Consider the following 18,454-nt stretch of genomic DNA (forward strand, 5'->3'; position numbering starts at 1 on the left):
CATTCAGCGAAATATTCTTACCTTCTTTTATCTTCCTTCGATGACTCTAATTGCTGTATTTTTCGTCAAAATCGATTTCAGCTCACACTTCTGCGCTGAATTTTATTTGCCATAACCTATAGAGTGGGTAGACTGCGCGAAAAAAAGTGAACGCATGTAAGCTGAATGCTAACAGGCAAAGAGTGGCAGTACACTTTAACGAATGATTTCCCAGCGAGCTGCGATGTTATGACTCAAATATTAGATCAATACCACCTTGTGCGCCGTTTGCGCCAACAAATAAGCCAGAGAACCGACAAAGTCGCCTTCCGTGAATGGTCACCAGAAGGTGAGAATCAGCTGACCTGGCGGCAGATTGATACGCACGTAACGCGGATCTCTGCGGCTTTGTTGTCCTTGGGCGTTGCCATTCAAGAGCGTATTGGGATTTTTGCTAATAACAGCATGGCCTGGTCATTGGCGGATTTAGCCATTTTACAGATACGTGGCGTAAGTGTGCCCTTGTATGCAACCAATACAACGGCTCAAGCGGCTTACGTAATGAATGATGCTGATGTGCGTATTTTATTTGTCGGTGGACAAGCGCAATTTGACGTTGCGATCACACTCAAGCCGCTGTGTCCGCAGCTTAGCCATATTGTTGTATTAGATCCTGGTGTTGATTTACGTGGTTGTGAATATGCCCAACATTTGGCTGATTTTGAACAACAGCCAGATGCCGTACAACAGTATCTATTAACCGCGCGTATAGATGGTTGCGATTTAAGTGACTTATTCACCTTGATCTATACCTCAGGTACTACGGGGGAACCGAAAGGTGTAATGCTGGAGTACCGAAATATGGCCGCTCAGCTCTACTTACATGATCAACGTTTGACCCTGACATCTGACGATACTTCTCTTAGCTTCCTGCCGTTATCGCATGTGTTTGAGCGAGCCTGGAGTTTTTATGTCATGCACACTGGCGCGCAAAATGTGTATATCAGTGACACTAATTGGGTACGCGCAGCAATGCAGGCAGTAAAACCGACAGTCATGTGTGCGGTTCCCCGTTTCTACGAGAAAGTGTTCAGCGCCATTAATGACAAAGTTGCCTTGGCAAAATGGCATCGCCGGATGCTATTCCGCTGGGCGGTAGGATGTGGCGAGCGCAAATTCCAAAATGTGCAAAGTGGGCAAACCTCATCATGGTTCTCTGAGCAGATGTATAAGCTGGCAGATCGTTTAGTCTTGAGTAAATTGCGCGGTGTTCTGGGTGGGAAAGTTCGCTTTTTACCGGCCGCAGGTGCTCGACTGGATGATAATATCATTCTGTTTTTCCAGGCAATTGGTATCAATATCAAATACGGCTATGGCATGACAGAGACCTGCGCTACCGTTTCTTGTTGGGAAGAAAAAGATTTCCGTTTTGGCTCTATCGGTAAGCCATTGCCGGGGATCGAGGTGCGTCTGGGGGCTGAAAATGAAATTCAGGTGCGTGGCCCGATTGTAATGCGCGGCTATTTCAATAAACCCGAAGAGACGGCTGAGTCTTTTACGAAAGATGGTTGGCTCAAAACCGGTGATGCTGGCGCATTAGACTCAGAGGGGAATTTATTCATCACTGAACGGCTGAAAGATTTGATGAAAACCTCTGGTGGGAAATATATTGCGCCACAGATGATTGAAGGCACTTTAGGTCAGGATCGATTTATTGAGCAGATTGCGATTATTGCCGATACCCGCAAATTTGTTTCGGCACTGATTGTTCCGTGTTTCGAGTCATTGGAAGAATATGCTCATTCGATAAACCTGAAATACCATGACAGATTAGAACTGTTGCGCCATAGCCATATTGTCAGTTTGTTCGAGCAACGACTGAAAGATATGCAAAAAGAGCTGGCAAAGTTCGAGCAAGTTAAGCGTTTTACTCTGTTGCCACAGGCCTTCACGATGGAAACCGGTGAGTTGACTCCAACCATGAAATTACGGCGCAAAATCATTCTCCAGCGTTATCAGAATGAAATTGACTCCATGTACCGCGACTGACCCAACATCATTTTCACAGCAACGGCCGATATCTGTCTGATGATAGCGGCCGTTGCTGCCTTTCTAACCAATCATCTCTTTTCTTCTCCCTCATTGCGCGCAGTGACTATTTTACTGCATCCAATGTGTAAAAATTCTCAGCCTGATTTAGTTCTCTGATTAATGGATAAAACGGCGTGAAAAACAGGGCTGTGGAGATTCAGGCAGTGTTTTATTTTTCTGATGAAGAAAAATCCAGTTTGTGACCAACACAATTGCCTTTAATGCAGATAATTGCTGTTTGCCTGCCAGAAATTCTGACGTTATGTTAATAAGTTGGTTACATAAATAATGATTGAATCATAACTAATAAGAATAGGAATACGGGGCGTTGTGCCTTTCCTACCGGATTTTGTGGAAATGATTTCCCATAATCCACTGAGCAAACTAAGCCTGGAGGCAAAACCCATGGAGATGTTGTCAGGAGCCGAGATGGTTGTCCGATCGTTAATCGATCAGGGCGTTAAGCATGTATTCGGTTATCCCGGCGGGGCCGTACTTGATATCTACGATGCCCTGCACACGGTCGGAGGCATTGATCACGTGCTGGTGCGCCATGAACAAGGTGCGGTACATATGGCCGATGGTTATGCGCGTGCCACAGGTGAGGTTGGGGTCGTACTGGTCACATCTGGCCCCGGTGCGACCAATGCCATAACCGGTATTGCAACGGCATATATGGATTCAGTGCCGATGGTGGTGCTTTCTGGCCAAGTCCCTAGCTCTTTGATTGGCTTTGATGCTTTCCAGGAGTGCGACATGGTGGGGATTTCCCGGCCAGTCGTTAAACACAGCTTCCTGGTTAAACGTACTGAAGATATTCCAACCGTATTGAAAAAAGCATTCTATCTGGCATCAACAGGTCGCCCAGGGCCGGTAGTCATTGATCTACCTAAAGATATCGTCGGACCTGCGGTAAAAATGCCATATGCCTACCCTGAACAAGTTAGCTTGCGCTCTTATAATCCGACGGTGCAAGGCCATCGCGGGCAGATTAAACGCGCACTGCAAACCATTTTAGCGGCTAAAAGACCTATCATGTATGTCGGTGGCGGGGCCATTAACTCTGCTTGCCATGAAGAGTTACTGACTTTGGCTGAAAAACTTAATTTACCGGTTACCAGCTCTCTGATGGGATTAGGGAGTTTCCCTGGAACGCATCGCCAAAGTGTGGGTATGTTGGGGATGCACGGGACGTTTGAGGCCAACATGGCGATGCACAATACGGACCTGATTTTTGCCGTTGGTGTGCGCTTTGATGATCGTACCACCAATAATCTGGCGAAATATTGCCCAAATGCTGCTGTGGTACACATTGATATAGACCCGACGTCCATATCAAAAACTGTGGAAGCGGATATTCCGATTGTTGGCGATGCCAAACAAGTTCTGACACAAATGCTGGATTTGTTGCCTCAAATTGATTGTGCACAAGATTTTGATAGTTTGCGTGATTGGTGGCAATCCATTGAACAATGGCGTGCCCGTGATTGCCTGAGCTACAGCCGAGACAGTGGGAAAATCAAGCCGCAGGCGGTGATTGAAACATTACATCGTCTGACCAAAGGCGATGCCTATGTCACCTCAGATGTCGGCCAACATCAGATGTTCGCCGCACTCTACTATCCCTTTGATAAACCACGCCGTTGGATCAACTCAGGTGGCCTGGGCACTATGGGTTTTGGTCTGCCAGCTGCCCTTGGGGTGAAACTGGCGCTACCGGATGAGACTGTGGTATGTGTCACCGGTGATGGCAGTATCCAAATGAATATTCAGGAATTATCTACTGCTCTACAATACAACTTGCCGGTATTGGTCTTGAACCTGAACAACCGCTATCTCGGCATGGTGAAGCAGTGGCAGGATATGATCTATTCTGGCCGACATTCACAGTCTTACATGGATTCTCTGCCTGATTTCGTCAAATTGGCTGAAGCATATGGTCATATTGGTGTTTCTATCCGCACTCCTGATGAGTTGGAAAGTAAACTGGCCGATGCTTTGACACAATTATCCGAGACCAATCGCCTGGTATTTGTGGATGTAACTGTCGATGAAACAGAACATGTTTACCCGATGCAGATTCGCGGCGGTGGCATGGACGAAATGTGGCTTAGTAAAACGGAGAGGACATAATTATGCGCCGCCGGATTTTATCAGTTTTGCTGGAAAACGAATCAGGTGCTCTATCAAGAGTGGTGGGTCTGTTTTCTCAGCGCGGTTATAACATTGAAAGTTTGACGGTTGCACCAACCGATGATCCTACATTGTCGAGAATGACTATCCAAACCGTAGGTGATGCCAAGGTTCTGGAACAGATTGAAAAACAGCTGCATAAATTAGTCGATGTATTGCGTGTTAGTGAGCTGGTTTCCGGTTCACATGTTGAGCGCGAAATCATGTTGGTGAAATTGCAGGCCAGCGGTTATGGGCGTGAAGAAGTTAAGCGCTGTGCTGAAATCTTCCGAGGGCAGATTGTGGATGTGACCGCAACGCTCTACACCGTGCAGCTTGCTGGCACCAGTGACAAATTAGATGCATTTTTAAATGCGGTGCGGGAAGTGGCAGAAATTGTTGAAGTTGCCCGCTCCGGTATTGTCGGTGTTTCTCGCGGTGACAAGATCATGCGTTAATTTAATTATGGTGATTAATACCGACTAATCTCCAATTATCAGGCTCAGCCAGTAGGCTGGGCTTTTTTTTTCTTATTTTTTAACCGGAATAGCGTTATATGGCGGTTAAAGCGGTTGCTCAATAGTGAGTTCTGCTGTTAGATCATATCCATGGTTAAACTATGTCTATAGACTTCTTAGTCTAGCCTACAATATTACTTTACAGGGTTTATAAGGGGTCTATGTGAAACTGGATGAAATCGCGCGCCTTGCTGGTGTTTCGCGCACTACGGCCAGTTATGTCATTAATGGCAAAGCGAAACAGTACCGGGTCAGCGATAAAACAGTCGACAAAGTTATGGCGGTTGTCAGGGAACATAACTATCACCCAAATGCTGTAGCGGCGGGGTTGCGCGCGGGCAGAACCCGTTCAATTGGTTTGGTTATCCCGGATCTGGAGAATACCAGCTATACCCGTATCGCGAATTATTTGGAACGTCAGGCTCGCCAGCGAGGTTATCAACTGCTGATCGCCTGCTCGGAAGACCAACCTGATAATGAAATGCGTTGTATCGAGCACTTGTTACAGCGCCAGGTTGACGCCATTATTGTTTCTACAGCTCTACCACCTGAGCACCCTTTTTACCAGCGCTGGGCAAATGATCCATTACCGATAATCGCTCTCGATCGTGCGCTTGATAGGGAGCATTTCATTAGTGTTGTCGGTGCAGATCAAGAAGATGCGCAGATGTTGGCACAAGAACTGCGTTCATTCCCGGCAGAGTCGGTATTGTATCTGGGCGCGTTGCCAGAATTATCGGTCAGTTTTCTGCGGGAGATGGGGTTCCGTGAGGCGTGGAAAGACGATCCGCGTAAGGTAGATTACCTGTATGCCAACAGTTACGAGCGCGAAGCAGCCGGTGCGCTGTTTGCACAATGGCTGAAGACCCATCCAATGCCACAGGCACTATTTACCACCTCATTCCAGCTATTGCAGGGCGTTATGGATGTCACTTTAAAACAAAGCGGGCGTCTACCCAGTAATCTGGCGATTGCCACTTTTGGTGACAATGAGCTGTTAGATTTCCTCGAATGCCCAGTATTAGCAGTAGCACAACGTCACCGCGATGTTGCTGAACGCGTGCTGGAGTTGGTATTAGCCAGTTTGGATGAACCGCATAAGCCAAAACCGGGGTTAACTCGCATTCGCCGCAATTTGTTCCGCCGCGGTAGCTTAAGCCGCAAATAGCCTACGTTTTAGCTAATCAGGGCCCATTCGAGGCCCTGGTTACAAGTCACCACAATCAAATATATCCTGCAACGCGAAATAGCCTGCGGCAATACTCTAAAAAATAACCATAAGCCACACCCATGGCCATTGAGACCAAGGCGTTACTCGTGACTGCCGTGGTTATTTGTTCTAAATCCGCACCAACAGACCACAGAATCACGGCATAGACTGGCGACTGGAAGCTGACGTAAGCCAGTAAGTCGGCAAGGTTCCTCGCCCACATGTGTTTTCCTGCATGGCGGCGTGCAAAACGGATGAACGCATCACGATACACGCCGTAGGGCCAGGCAATCAGAATGTTGACGGGAATTGAGACCAGCCGGGAAGAGAGTGACTGTTGGAATGTCATTCCAGAGATCACTATTTCAATTATCATACCGATGACAAAGCAATACACCACAAGTGCAAAAGTATCGGCTGCGGCACTACGCAGACGGGACCCAGTTGAAAACATTGTCATTAACTCCCTAATTGGGGGGAAAATCTGCCAAAATCTCAAACGTTAAGATTAATGACAGGTTTTATGTATTGCTCATTATTTGCATTGCAGGTGATTATATTGTTGTTTTGCTTTTTATGTAGTTTACAGTGCTATTGTTTGTAATATAACCAGCTTAAAATTTTTATTTTTAACATTTGTCTGATTTTTATACTTTGTACTGCATGGAATTGGGCTTTTCGTGGTTTTTTAAATGGCGTCATATGAGTTTTTTATTTAAAAACATATGCTTAATCATTTTAGTGACTGGATGAGAAACGCTGCGTGTCAGGCGGAAAATTTAAAATGAACGGAAGAAAGAAAATTAATTTACAGTCTTTTCCTAATTTAAGATTTATCTGTCTGAAGGTATTCATATTTCATCAATACCTAAAGATAGGCGCTAATAATTTATTTCAAAATAGATTAATCCTTATCGGTTAATTGAAGTAAAATGTCTGCCGGGTAACACTTGTTGTTATCAAGGTTATTATTGTATTACCGTTGGTTTTGCTGCTGATTGCAGGACTTTTTCTTAGGGAACGCCAGCCGCCGCGGGTTTTGTACTCAAAGTGTGTCATTTCAAACCGTACGATTTTTATACTAAAAATGAGACATTCCTTGCAGAAGGAAATAATGCGTCAATTAATTGACAATTTATTATTTATTTAAGTTTCCGGAATTATTGGCGGAAAAATAGCCCGTTTATCATGACGTTAATTTCTATTCCAACCACGAAAATAGCCCCTTATACGAGATATATCTCAAAAACGACCCATAAATATTGTCAAAGCGCATCCGCTCTGGCTTGACAAGGTTTTCATACCATCCGTAAACTCTTTAATGTGGGGATTTGTGGGGTAAAGTGGCGAATTGGGTCATGAAGGGGTAACTCAGTCATGTTTCGTGGGGCAACGATGGTTAACCTCGACAGCAAAGGGCGGCTTGCCGTACCTACCCGTTATCGGGAATTGCTGAATGAGGAATCGCAAGGCCAGATGGTCTGTACCATAGACCTTCACCAACCATGCCTGTTGCTTTATACACTCCCTGCATGGGAAGTCATTGAACAAAAATTATCCCGGCTGTCGAGCATGAACCCAGCTGAACGCCGAGTTCAGCGTTTGCTGTTAGGTCATGCCAGTGAATGTCAGATGGACGGCGCTGGGCGCTTACTGATTGCAGGAACATTGCGTCAGCACGCCGGGCTGAATAAAGAAGTGATGCTGGTTGGGCAGTTCAACAAGTTTGAACTGTGGGATGAACAGACCTGGTATCAACAAGTCAAGGATGACATCGACGCAGAACAGTCCACTCAGGAACCTCTATCTGAGCGGCTACAGGACTTATCGCTATAAGCATGGTAGATAACAATCACATTGTAGATAACAACTACAAGCACACAAGCGTATTGCTGGATGAGGCGGTTAATGGCCTGAACATCCGTGATAACGGCATCTATATTGACGGAACTTTTGGCCGTGGTGGCCATTCGCGTCTGATTTTGTCCCAACTTGGGCCAGAAGGGCGACTGATAGCAATAGATCGTGACCCACAAGCGATTGAAGCGGCAAAATCCATTACAGACCCACGTTTTTCTATCGTACACGGCCCATTTTCTGATTTAGCGCATTATGTGCGGGAATTGGATTTGGTCGGTCGTATTAACGGTGTATTGCTGGATTTGGGCGTCTCCTCTCCCCAATTAGATGATCCTGAACGCGGCTTTTCCTTCATGCGCGATGGGCCGTTGGATATGCGTATGGACCCTACTCGTGGGATATCAGCAGCCGAGTGGTTAATGAAAGCCAGTGCTGACGATATTGCTTGGGTGTTGAAAACCTTTGGTGAAGAGCGTTTTGCCAAACGTTTAGCCAAGGCCATTGTTGAGCGCAATCTCACTCAACCGATGACACGCACCAAAGAGCTGGCGGATTTGATTGCCAACGCCAGCCCATTCCGCGAAAAACATAAGCATCCTGCGACGCGCAGCTTCCAGGCTATCCGCATCTATATCAACAGTGAATTGGAAGAGATAGAGCGCGCACTTGACGGTGCTCTTGAAGTTTTGGCACCAGAAGGGCGTTTATCTGTCATTAGCTTCCACTCCCTTGAAGACCGTATTGTGAAAAACTTTATCCGTCATCATAGCCGGGGCCCACAGGTTCCAGCAGGTTTGCCATTGACGGAAGCACAGTTACGCAGCATGGGTGGCCGCACCTTGAAATCTGTCGGCAAAATGATGCCGCCAGATGCTGAAGTGGCTGAGAATCCACGGGCGCGTAGCTCGGTATTACGTTTTGCCGAGAGGGTAAAAGAGTGATAGGAAACGAACGCCACGGTTTAGTTGGAGTCATCGGTGGGGATTTACTCCGCAATGCGAAGATCCCATTGATTCTACTGATTGCGGTGTTGGTGTCTGCCATTTTTGTTGTGACTACCGCCCACCGTACGCGTTTGCTGACCGCTGAGCGCGAACAGTTGGTACTGGAGCGGGATGCGCTGGATATTGAATGGCGCAACTTGATTCTGGAAGAGAACGCCTTGGGTGACCATAGCCGTGTTGAAAGTATCGCAACCGATAAGCTAAGAATGCAACATGTTGATCCATCACAAGAAAATATTGTGGTTCAACAATAGGTTTTTCCAATAAATAAAGGAATCTGTCGCCACCATGACTCTGAGTAGCCAAGGTAACGCATGAAAGCAGCGCGCCCCGGGAAGTTAAAGCGCCAGGAAGAACAAGCCAGCTTTATAAGCTGGCGTTTTGCGTTGCTGTGCGGCTGTATTTTGCTGGCATTGGTCGGCTTGATGTTGCGTACTGCTTATCTGCAAGTGATTAATCCCGATAAGCTGGTGCGCGAGGGCGATATGCGCTCATTGCGGGTACAGGAAGTTCCTACTGCGCGTGGCATGATAAGTGACCGCTCTGGCCGGCCACTGGCGGTCAGTGTGCCTGTTAACGCTGTTTGGGCCGATCCCAAAGAGTTGACTGAACGTGGTGGCATTACTCTCGATACCCGCTGGAAAGCCCTGTCTGATGCTTTGGAAATCCCATTAGATCAACTGGCGACGCGTATTAATGCTAACCCGAAAGGGCGTTTTGTTTATCTGGCTCGCCAGGTCAATCCGGCAATTGGCGACTACATCCATAAGCTGAAATTACCCGGAATCTATTTGCGTCAAGAATCCCGCCGTTACTATCCGGCTGGGCAAGTGATGGCACATATCATCGGTGTAACTAACATCGATAGCCAAGGTATTGAAGGTGTAGAGAAAAGTTTTGACCGCTGGCTTACCGGGCAGCCGGGCGAACGCACAGTACGCAAAGACCGTTATGGCCGCGTTATCGAGGATATTTCCTCCGTGGACAGTCAAGCGGCACACAATCTGGTGTTGAGTGTTGATGAGCGCTTGCAGGCGTTGGTATACCGCGAGCTGAACAATGCAGTGGCATTCAACAAAGCAGAGTCGGGTACAGCAGTGCTGGTCGATGTGAATACCGGCGAAGTGTTGGCGATGGCGAACAGCCCATCCTATAACCCGAATAACCTCACCGGTACGCCGAAAGATGCGATGCGTAACCGGGCAATTACCGATATTTTTGAACCCGGCTCGACAGTGAAGCCAATGGTAGTGATGACGGCATTGCAGCATGGCGTTGTGAAAGAAAACAGCGTGCTGAATACCTTGCCGTACTTTGTTAACGGTCACCAAATTAAAGACGTGGCCCGTTATGCAGAGCTATCTGTGACCGGGATCTTGCAGAAGTCGAGTAACGTCGGTGTTTCTAAACTGGCGTTAGCGATGCCATCCTCAGCTTTAGTAGAAACTTACTCAAAGTTTGGGTTTGGGAAAGCGACCAATTTGGGGTTGGTCGGAGAAAGCAGTGGCTTATATCCTAAAAAACAACGGTGGTCTGACATAGAGAGGGCCACCTTCTCTTTCGGCTACGGGCTAATGGTAACACCGTTACAGCTAGCGCGAGTCTATGCAACCATCGGCAGCATGGGGATTTATCGCCCGCTGTCGATTACTAAAGTTGACCCGCCAGTGGCCGGTGAACGCGTCTTCCCTGAACCGCTGGTGCGTACCGTGGTTCATATGATGGAAAGCGTGGCATTACCAGGCGGCGGGGGCACCAAAGCGGCAATCAAAGGCTACCGAATTGCCATTAAAACCGGTACAGCCAAGAAAGTCGGCCCGGATGGCAAATATATGGACCGATATCTCGCTTACACCGCTGGCGTCGCGCCCGCGAGTAACCCTAGATTTGCTCTGGTTGTGGTCATCAATGACCCGCAGGCAGGGAAATATTACGGTGGTGCGGTTTCTGCACCGGTGTTCGGTGCCATCATGGGCGGTGTATTGCGCACCATGAACATTGAGCCAGATGCATTACCCACTGGTGATAAAAGCGAATTAGTGACTAATACAAAAGAGGGTTCAGGTGGCAGATCGTAATTTGCGCGACTTACTCGCTCCTTGGGGGCTAGACGTCCCGGAGCGTGCGCTACGGGAAATGACATTAGACAGCCGTGTTGCCGCTGCCGGGGATTTATTTGTCGCTATTGTCGGCCACCAGACGGACGGGCGTCGTTATATCCCGCAAGCCATCGCTCAAGGTGTGGCGGCCGTGGTTGCTGAAGCTGATGGTGTGGCTCCGGATGCCAGTATGGTCGAGATGCATGGTGTTCCTGTTATATATCTGCGTAATTTGAATCAGCACTTATCCAAGCTGGCGGGGCAATTTTACCATCAGCCGGGTGCCGCATTACGTTTGGTTGGTGTGACGGGAACCAATGGTAAAACCACCACCACTCAATTGCTGGCGCAATGGGCTCAAATGTTGGGCGAAACCAGTGCAGTGATGGGGACGGTTGGCAATGGTCTGTTAGGCCAGGTTATCCCGACTGAAAATACCACCGGCTCAGCGGTTGATATCCAGCATTTGCTCCGCAATCTGGTTGACCAAGGGGCGACTTTTGCTGCGATGGAAGTCTCCTCCCACGGTTTGATTCAGAACCGTGTAGCCGCATTGCCGTTTGCTGCCGCCGTGTTCACTAACTTAAGCCGTGATCATCTGGATTATCACGGCAATATGGCGAGTTACGAAGCAGCAAAATGGCTGTTGTTCTCCACCCATCAGTCCGAACACAAAATCATTAATGCTGATGACGAAGTCGGTCGCCGCTGGTTAGGGCAGTTGCCGCAAGCTGTCGCCGTTAGTATGGAAGGCAATATTCCTGTGGGTTGGAATGGCCCATGGCTATCTGCCACTCAGGTTCACTATCACGATAATGGTGCCAGCATTGCTTTTGATTCAAGCTGGGGCGAAGGCCAGTTAGAAAGCCGCCTGATGGGGGCATTCAACGTCAGTAACTTGCTGGTGGCACTGGCAACACTGCTTTCACTGGGTTACCCACTAACACAATTATTAGCTGCCGCACCACATCTACAACCAGTGTGTGGGCGGATGGAAGTATTTAATGCTCCGGGCAAACCGACGGTAGTGGTGGATTATGCCCACACACCGGATGCATTGGAAAAAGCACTGGCGGCGGCGCGTTTACATTGTAAAGGCCAGCTGTGGTGTGTGTTTGGTTGCGGTGGTGATCGTGACAAAGGTAAGCGCCCACTTATGGGCGGTATCGCGGAACAACTGGCTGATCGGGTGGTTGTCACTGATGATAATCCACGTAGTGAAGAGCCGCAGGCGATTGTCGCCGATATCCTCAGTGGATTGCTGGATGCCGGACATGCGCAAGCCATCCATGGCCGTGCAGAAGCTGTGACCAGCGCCATCATGCAAGCTAAAGCCGATGATGTGGTGTTGATTGCCGGCAAAGGACATGAAGATTATCAATTGGTCGGTAATCGCCGCTTGGATTACTCCGACCGAGTCACCGTCGCGCGTTTGTTGGGGGTGGTGGCATGATTAAGGTCTCACTGCATTTTCTGTCCACGCTGCTGAACGCTGAATATATTGGTCGCGATAGTGCCGATATTACCGAAGTGACCATTGATACCCGTAAGGTCACTCCTGGGTGTTTATTCGTTGCGCTGAAAGGCGAGCGTTTTGATGGACATGACTTTGCAGAAGATGCTGTTGCCGCTGGCGCAGGTGCTTTGCTGGTAAGTAAACACTTACTGGTGGAGGCACCACAATTAGTGGTTAAAGACACCCGCCTGGCATTGGGGCAATTGGCTGCATGGGTGCGCCAGCAAGTGCCTGCCCGTGTGGTAGCCTTGACCGGTTCCTCCGGTAAAACCTCAGTAAAAGAAATGGTTGCGGCAATTTTGCGTCAATGTGGCAAGGTGCTTTATACCGCCGGTAACTTTAATAATGATATCGGCGTGCCGCTGACCTTGCTGCGTCTGACACCCGAGTATGATTTTGCTGTCATTGAGCTAGGTGCAAACCATATCGGTGAAATTGCTTACACCACGGACTTAAGCCGCCCTGAAAGTGCTTTGGTTAACAATTTAGCTGCCGCACATTTGGAAGGTTTTGGCTCACTGGCCGGTGTGGCTCAAGCCAAAGGCGAGATTTTCGCCGGCTTACCCGCGAATGGCACTGCGATTATTAATGCAGATAGCAATGACTGGCCGCACTGGCAGGAAACGTTGCATAACAAGCGTGTATGGCGTTTTGCACCTCTCGGCGCAGAAGATATCGATTTCTTTGCCAGTGATGTGCGTATTACACCACAAGTCACTCATTTCACTCTGCATTCTCCCTTCGGTACGGTGGATATCGAATTGCCACTGCCGGGGCGACATAACATTGCCAATGCATTAGCCGCCGCGGCATTAGCCATGTCGGTCGGCGCTAGTTTAGCTGCCGTTCGTGAGGGGCTGACGCAATTACAGGCCGTACCGGGTCGCTTATTCCCGATTGAGCTTGCTGCTGGCAAGTTGCTGCTCGATGACAGCTACAACGCCAATGTCGGCTCCATGACCGCCGCCGCGCAAGTACTGGCTGAAATGCCGGGTTACCGGGTGATGGTGGTGGGTGATATGGGCGAGTTGGGTGAAACCGCAGTTGATTGCCACCGTCAGGTGGGCGAAGCCGCGAAACAGGCGGGCATCAATAAAGTCCTTAGCGTGGGGACATTAAGCCAGACACTTAGCGATGCAAGCGGGTGCGGCGAACATTTTCAGGATAAGAACACTTTGGCAGCCCGTATCAGTGAATTGCTGCTCGAACATCCGGTTATCACCGTCTTAATTAAAGGTTCACGTAGCGCCGCCATGGAAAATGTCGTGCGTGCGTTACAGGAGAAGGCATCATGTTAGTTTGGTTGGCTGAATACTTAGTAAAATTTTACTCGGGCTTTAACGTCTTTTCCTATTTGACGTTCCGCGCCATCGTCAGTTTGTTGACGGCATTAATTATCTCATTGTGGATGGGGCCGCATCTGATCGCCTATTTGCAGAAATTACAGATTGGTCAGGTTGTCCGTAATGACGGGCCAGAGTCACATTTCAGTAAACGTGGCACCCCGACTATGGGCGGCCTGATGATTTTGTTCTCCATCACTATTTCGGTTCTGATGTGGGCTTACCCGTCTAATCCGTATGTGTGGTGTGTGCTGTTTATCCTTATTGGTTATGGAATTGTCGGTTTTATCGATGATTACCGCAAAGTGGTACGTAAAAACACCAAAGGCCTGATTGCCCGCTGGAAATACTTCTGGCAGTCGATCATTGCATTGGCTGCCGCTTTTGCGATGTACAGCATCGGTAAAGATACCCCGGCCACTGAGCTGGTGGTGCCCTTCTTCAAGGACATCATGCCGCAGCTTGGCTTGCTCTATATCCTGCTGGCTTATTTCGTCATTGTGGGCACCAGCAACGCGGTTAATTTGACCGATGGGTTGGATGGTTTGGCGATTATGCCAACGGTATTTGTTGCTGGCGGTTTCGCACTGGTGGCCTGGGCGACCGGTAACGTGAACTTTGCTGCATACCTGCATATTCCTTATCTGCGTCATGCTGGTGAACTGGTGATTGTCTGCACCGCGATTGTCGGGGCTGGACTGGGCTTTTTATGGTTCAACACCTATCCGGCTCAAGTGTTTATGGGCGATGTTGGCTCTCTGGCATTGGGCGGGGCGCTGGGCACCATCGCGGTATTGCTGCGCCAAGAGTTCTTATTAGTGATTATGGGCGGGGTGTTCGTGGTTGAAACACTGTCGGTCATCTTGCAAGTCGGTTCCTTTAAGTTACGTGGGCAGCGCATTTTCCGTATGGCCCCGATTCATCATCATTACGAACTTAAAGGCTGGCCAGAACCGCGGGTGATCGTGCGCTTCTGGATTATTTCGCTGATGCTGGTGCTGATTGGCCTGGCGACGCTGAAGGTGCGGTAATTATGGTTGATTATCAGGGTAAGAAAGTCGTCATTATCGGGCTGGGGCTAACCGGCCTTTCCTGCGTTGATTTCTTTATGATACGTGGCGTAACGCCACGTGTGATGGATACCCGTATCAATCCACCGGGCCTGGATAAATTACCCGAAAATGTTGAGTGCCATGTCGGTGATTTGAATCAAGAGTGGTTGCTGGAAGCTGACTTGATTGTGGCCAGCCCCGGTATTGCGTTGGCACATCCTGCTTTGAGTGAAGCCGCTGACGCGGGTGTTGAGATTGTCGGCGATATCGAACTGTTCTGTCGTGAAAATCAGGCACCGGTGGTAGCGATTACCGGCTCTAACGGTAAAAGTACCGTAACCACTCTGGTCGGTGAGATGGCGAAAGCCGCTGGCTGGCAGGTGGGAGTAGGGGGCAACATTGGTGTTCCTGCTCTGAGCTTATTGAAACAGCTGACCTTGCAAAAACACGAAAACCAATTGGTGGTGTTGGAGTTATCCAGCTTCCAGTTGGAAACCACCTCAAGCCTGCGAGCCAGCGCAGCCACCATACTGAACGTGACGGAAGATCACACTGACCGTTATCCGTTTGGGTTGCAGCAATATCGCGCAGCTAAGCTGCGGGTATATGAAAACGCTAAAGTTTGTGTCGTGAATGCCGATGACGCGCTCACTATGCCAGTTCGTGGTGCTGATAACCGCTGTATCAGCTTTGGAGTGGATGTCGGTGATTACCATTTGAATAAGCAGCAGGGAGAGATCTGGCTGCGGGTTCGTGGTGAGAAGGTGTTGAATACTCGGGAAATGAAATTAACCGGACGGCATAACTATACCAATGCGCTAGCCGCACTGGCATTGGCTGATGCAGTGGGTATTCCGCGCTCATCAAGTTTGAAAGCGTTGACCACGTTCACTGGTTTGCCGCACCGTTTCCAATTGGTGTTTGAACATAACGGCGTGCGTTGGATTAACGACTCCAAAGCCACCAATGTGGGCAGCACAGAAGCGGCTCTGGATGGTTTACAGGTTGATGGCACTTTGCATTTGTTACTGGGCGGCGACGGGAAATCGGCAGATTTCTCCGGGTTAACCCGCTTTTTGCAAGGCGACCATATCAAGATTTACTGTTTTGGGCGTGATGGTGAGCAACTGGCTGAGCTGCGTCCGGAAGTCTCGCAACTGACTGAAACGATGGAACAAGCTATGGTGCTGCTGGCGAAATCACTGGCACCGGGCGATATGGTGTTATTGTCACCCGCTTGCGCCAGCCTGGATCAGTTCCGCAGCTTCGAGCAACGTGGTGATGAGTTTGCTCGTCTGGCAGAGGAGTTGGGCTGATGCGTATGCCGGGGCTGGGGCTGTTTAATACCGTAAAACATTTTGTGATGGGGTCGCGCGAAAGCGACACCACTAGCATGGTGCTTTACGACAGAACCTTGCTGTGGCTGACCTTCGGTTTGGCGATTATCGGTTTTGTGATGGTGACATCGGCATCGATGCCAATTGGTCAGCGTCTGGCAGGTGATCCTTTCCTGTTTGCCAAGCGTGATGCGCTGTATTTGGCGCTGGCGTTCGGTTTGTCGCTGGTGACTTTACGTATTCCGATGGAAGTCTGGCAGCGCTATAGCAATATTATGTTGCTGATTTCAATTGTGATGTTGCTGGTAGTGCTGGTTGTGGGTAGCTCGGTCAACGGGGCATCGCGTTGGATTTCTCTTGGGCCGCTGCGTATTCAGCCGGCTGAGCTATCCAAGTTATCGCTGTTTTGCTACCTGGCCAGCTATCTGGTACGCAAGGTTGAAGAGGTACGCAGTAACTTTTGGGGATTTTGTAAGCCCATGGGCGTAATGGTTATTTTGGCCGTATTACTGCTCGCGCAACCCGATTTAGGTACTGTGGTGGTGTTGTTTATCACCACATTGGCGATGTTATTCCTGGCCGGTGCCAAGATGTGGCAGTTCATGGCGATTATCGGTTCCGGTGTATTTGCCGTTTGCCTGCTAATTGTTGCTGAACCCTACCGTATGCGCCGAGTGACATCATTCTGGAACCCGTGGGCGGATCCCTTCGGCAGTGGCTACCAGTTGACCCAATCGCTGATGGCCTTTGGTCGCGGTGAATTCTGGGGGCAGGGCTTAGGGAATTCAGTGCAGAAACTGGAGTATTTACCGGAAGCACATACTGACTTTATTTTCTCGATTTTAGGCGAGGAGTTGGGGTATTTCGGTGTGGTTCTTGCATTGTTAATGGTATTCTTCGTCGCTTTTCGTGCTATGTCCATTGGGCGTCGCGCTTTAGAGATAGATCAGCGATTTTCTGGCTTTTTGGCCTGTTCGATTGGTGTCTGGTTTAGCTTCCAGGCGCTGGTTAACGTTGGGGCTGCTGCTGGAATGTTGCCAACCAAAGGTTTGACACTGCCGCTGATAAGTTACGGTGGCTCGAGCCTGATTATTATGTCAACGGCCATAGTGCTGTTGTTACGCATTGATTTTGAAACACGTCTGGCAAAAGCCCAGGCGTTTGTAAGGAGTGCCCGATGAGTGGCAAGACCAAGCGTTTAATGGTGATGGCGGGTGGCACTGGGGGGCATGTCTTCCCCGGTTTGGCCGTGGCTCATCATCTGATGGCGCAAGGCTGGCAGGTGCGTTGGTTAGGCACCGCCGACAGAATGGAAGCGTCATTGGTACCCAAGAACGGTATTGAAATTGATTTTATTGAGATTTCTGGTTTACGCGGTAAGGGCTTGATGGCCCAACTGACCGCACCGGTGCGTATTTATCGCGCGGTGCGTCAGGCGAAGAAAATCATGCGTGATTACCAACCGGATGTGGTGCTGGGGATGGGCGGTTATGTTTCCGGCCCCGGTGGTTTGGCAGCATGGTTGTGCGGTATCCCGGTGGTATTACATGAGCAAAACGGGATTGCGGGTTTGACTAACCGCTGGCTGGCCAGAATCGCGAAAAAAGTTTTACAAGCATTTCCAGGGGCATTCCCGCACGCCGAAGTGGTGGGTAACCCGGTTCGTACTGATGTATTGGCGCTGCCATTACCCGCTGAACGCTTAGCCAGTCGTGAAGGGCCAATTCGTGTATTAGTCATTGGCGGTAGCCAGGGCGCACGAGTACTGAATCAAACCTTGCCACAGGTTGCAGCAGCATTAGGTGAACAGATAACTATTTGGCATCAAGTGGGTAAAGGCGCATTACCCGAGGTGCTGCAAGCCTACCAGCAAGCAGGGCAGGGTGATAAGCATCAGGTAGTTGAGTTTATTGATGATATGGCTGCGGCTTATGCCTGGGCTGATGTGGTGGTTTGCCGCTCCGGTGCGTTGACGGTCAGCGAAGTTGCCGCCGCAGGGTTACCGGCGATTTTTGTGCCGTTCCAACATAAAGACCGGCAGCAATATTGGAATGCATTGCCGCTGGAAAAAGCCGGTGCCGCCAAAATTATCGAACAGCCACAATTTACAGCACAAGCAGTGAGCAACCTGTTAGCCGAGTGGGATCGCCCTACCTTATTAGCGATGGCTGAGCAGGCAAGACTGGTGGCTATTCCTGACGCAACTGAGCGAGTGGCCGCCGAAGTGGTCGCTGCCAGTAAGTGATAGTAATAAACAGATAATGAACAGTGAG

15 protein-coding genes are annotated in these 18,454 nt (G+C 49.3%); 14 read left to right on the top strand and 1 reads right to left on the bottom strand.

Going from position 1 to position 18,454, the window contains the following annotated elements; all coding sequences use genetic code 11:
* Positions 1-228: 228 nt before the first annotated feature.
* From FTB31_RS19370 to cra, 4 genes are all read left to right on the top strand, one after another.
* Positions 229-2,028: an AMP-dependent synthetase/ligase gene (locus tag FTB31_RS19370; protein WP_227731707.1), complete on the top strand. Its 1,800-nt coding sequence runs from the start codon at positions 229-231 to the stop codon at positions 2,026-2,028.
* A 447-nt stretch (positions 2,029-2,475) separates the two neighbouring features.
* Entirely contained in the window at positions 2,476-4,203 is a 1,728-nt protein-coding gene (gene ilvI, locus FTB31_RS19375; protein WP_050075883.1) for an acetolactate synthase 3 large subunit, read from the top strand.
* Positions 4,204-4,205: 2 nt separating this feature from the next.
* The gene (ilvN, locus tag FTB31_RS19380; RefSeq protein ID WP_004388986.1) at positions 4,206-4,700 is read left to right on the top strand and encodes an acetolactate synthase small subunit; all 495 of its coding nucleotides are present in this window, start codon (positions 4,206-4,208) and stop codon (positions 4,698-4,700) included.
* Positions 4,701-4,923: 223 nt separating this feature from the next.
* Positions 4,924-5,928, top strand: coding sequence for a catabolite repressor/activator (cra, locus tag FTB31_RS19385; protein WP_011815563.1), 1,005 nt, complete (start codon positions 4,924-4,926; stop codon positions 5,926-5,928).
* A gap of 55 nt (positions 5,929-5,983) precedes the next feature.
* Here the strand turns inward: cra and FTB31_RS19390 are convergent, their stop codons facing one another.
* The gene (locus FTB31_RS19390) at positions 5,984-6,424 is read right to left on the bottom strand and encodes an L-alanine exporter AlaE (RefSeq protein WP_175628019.1); all 441 of its coding nucleotides are present in this window, start codon (positions 6,422-6,424) and stop codon (positions 5,984-5,986) included.
* 923 nt (positions 6,425-7,347) lie between these two features.
* Here FTB31_RS19390 and mraZ point away from each other — a divergent pair.
* The 10 genes from mraZ to murG are packed head-to-tail and all read left to right on the top strand — an operon-like array spanning position 7,348 to position 18,426.
* Positions 7,348-7,806: a division/cell wall cluster transcriptional repressor MraZ gene (gene mraZ / locus FTB31_RS19395; protein WP_077174242.1), complete on the top strand. Its 459-nt coding sequence runs from the start codon at positions 7,348-7,350 to the stop codon at positions 7,804-7,806.
* Between the two features lie 2 nt (positions 7,807-7,808).
* Entirely contained in the window at positions 7,809-8,771 is a 963-nt protein-coding gene (rsmH, locus tag FTB31_RS19400) for a 16S rRNA (cytosine(1402)-N(4))-methyltransferase RsmH (RefSeq protein ID WP_077174241.1), read from the top strand.
* The gene (gene ftsL, locus FTB31_RS19405; RefSeq protein ID WP_005156880.1) at positions 8,768-9,088 is read left to right on the top strand and encodes a cell division protein FtsL; all 321 of its coding nucleotides are present in this window, start codon (positions 8,768-8,770) and stop codon (positions 9,086-9,088) included. Before rsmH ends, ftsL begins: the two co-directional genes overlap by 4 nt.
* Positions 9,089-9,148: 60 nt before the next feature.
* Positions 9,149-10,912 carry a peptidoglycan glycosyltransferase FtsI gene (locus tag FTB31_RS19410; protein WP_005156878.1) on the top strand — a complete coding sequence of 588 codons (1,764 nt, stop codon included), beginning with the start codon at positions 9,149-9,151 and terminating at the stop codon, positions 10,910-10,912.
* A complete protein-coding gene (murE, locus tag FTB31_RS19415; RefSeq protein ID WP_174848752.1) occupies positions 10,899-12,386 on the top strand; it encodes a UDP-N-acetylmuramoyl-L-alanyl-D-glutamate--2,6-diaminopimelate ligase in 1,488 nt (495 codons plus the stop codon). Before FTB31_RS19410 ends, murE begins: the two co-directional genes overlap by 14 nt.
* Positions 12,383-13,747 (top strand): UDP-N-acetylmuramoyl-tripeptide--D-alanyl-D-alanine ligase, encoded by a 1,365-nt coding sequence (murF, locus tag FTB31_RS19420; protein WP_077174240.1) that lies wholly within the window; start codon positions 12,383-12,385, stop codon positions 13,745-13,747. Before murE ends, murF begins: the two co-directional genes overlap by 4 nt.
* On the top strand, positions 13,741-14,823 hold the full coding sequence (gene mraY, locus FTB31_RS19425; protein ID WP_005156870.1) for a phospho-N-acetylmuramoyl-pentapeptide-transferase: 1,083 nt from the start codon (positions 13,741-13,743) through the stop codon (positions 14,821-14,823). Before murF ends, mraY begins: the two co-directional genes overlap by 7 nt.
* Before the next feature lie 2 nt (positions 14,824-14,825).
* Positions 14,826-16,160, top strand: coding sequence for a UDP-N-acetylmuramoyl-L-alanine--D-glutamate ligase (gene murD, locus FTB31_RS19430; protein WP_227725817.1), 1,335 nt, complete (start codon positions 14,826-14,828; stop codon positions 16,158-16,160).
* On the top strand, positions 16,160-17,362 hold the full coding sequence (gene ftsW, locus FTB31_RS19435; protein WP_050075893.1) for a cell division protein FtsW: 1,203 nt from the start codon (positions 16,160-16,162) through the stop codon (positions 17,360-17,362). The genes murD and ftsW overlap by 1 nt, the downstream gene beginning before the upstream one ends.
* Entirely contained in the window at positions 17,359-18,426 is a 1,068-nt protein-coding gene (gene murG / locus FTB31_RS19440) for an undecaprenyldiphospho-muramoylpentapeptide beta-N-acetylglucosaminyltransferase (protein ID WP_050075894.1), read from the top strand. Before ftsW ends, murG begins: the two co-directional genes overlap by 4 nt.
* Positions 18,427-18,454: the final 28 nt, after the last annotated feature.

The sequence above is a fragment of the Yersinia proxima genome, from assembly GCF_902170785.1.
Classification (GTDB): domain Bacteria; phylum Pseudomonadota; class Gammaproteobacteria; order Enterobacterales; family Enterobacteriaceae; genus Yersinia; species Yersinia proxima.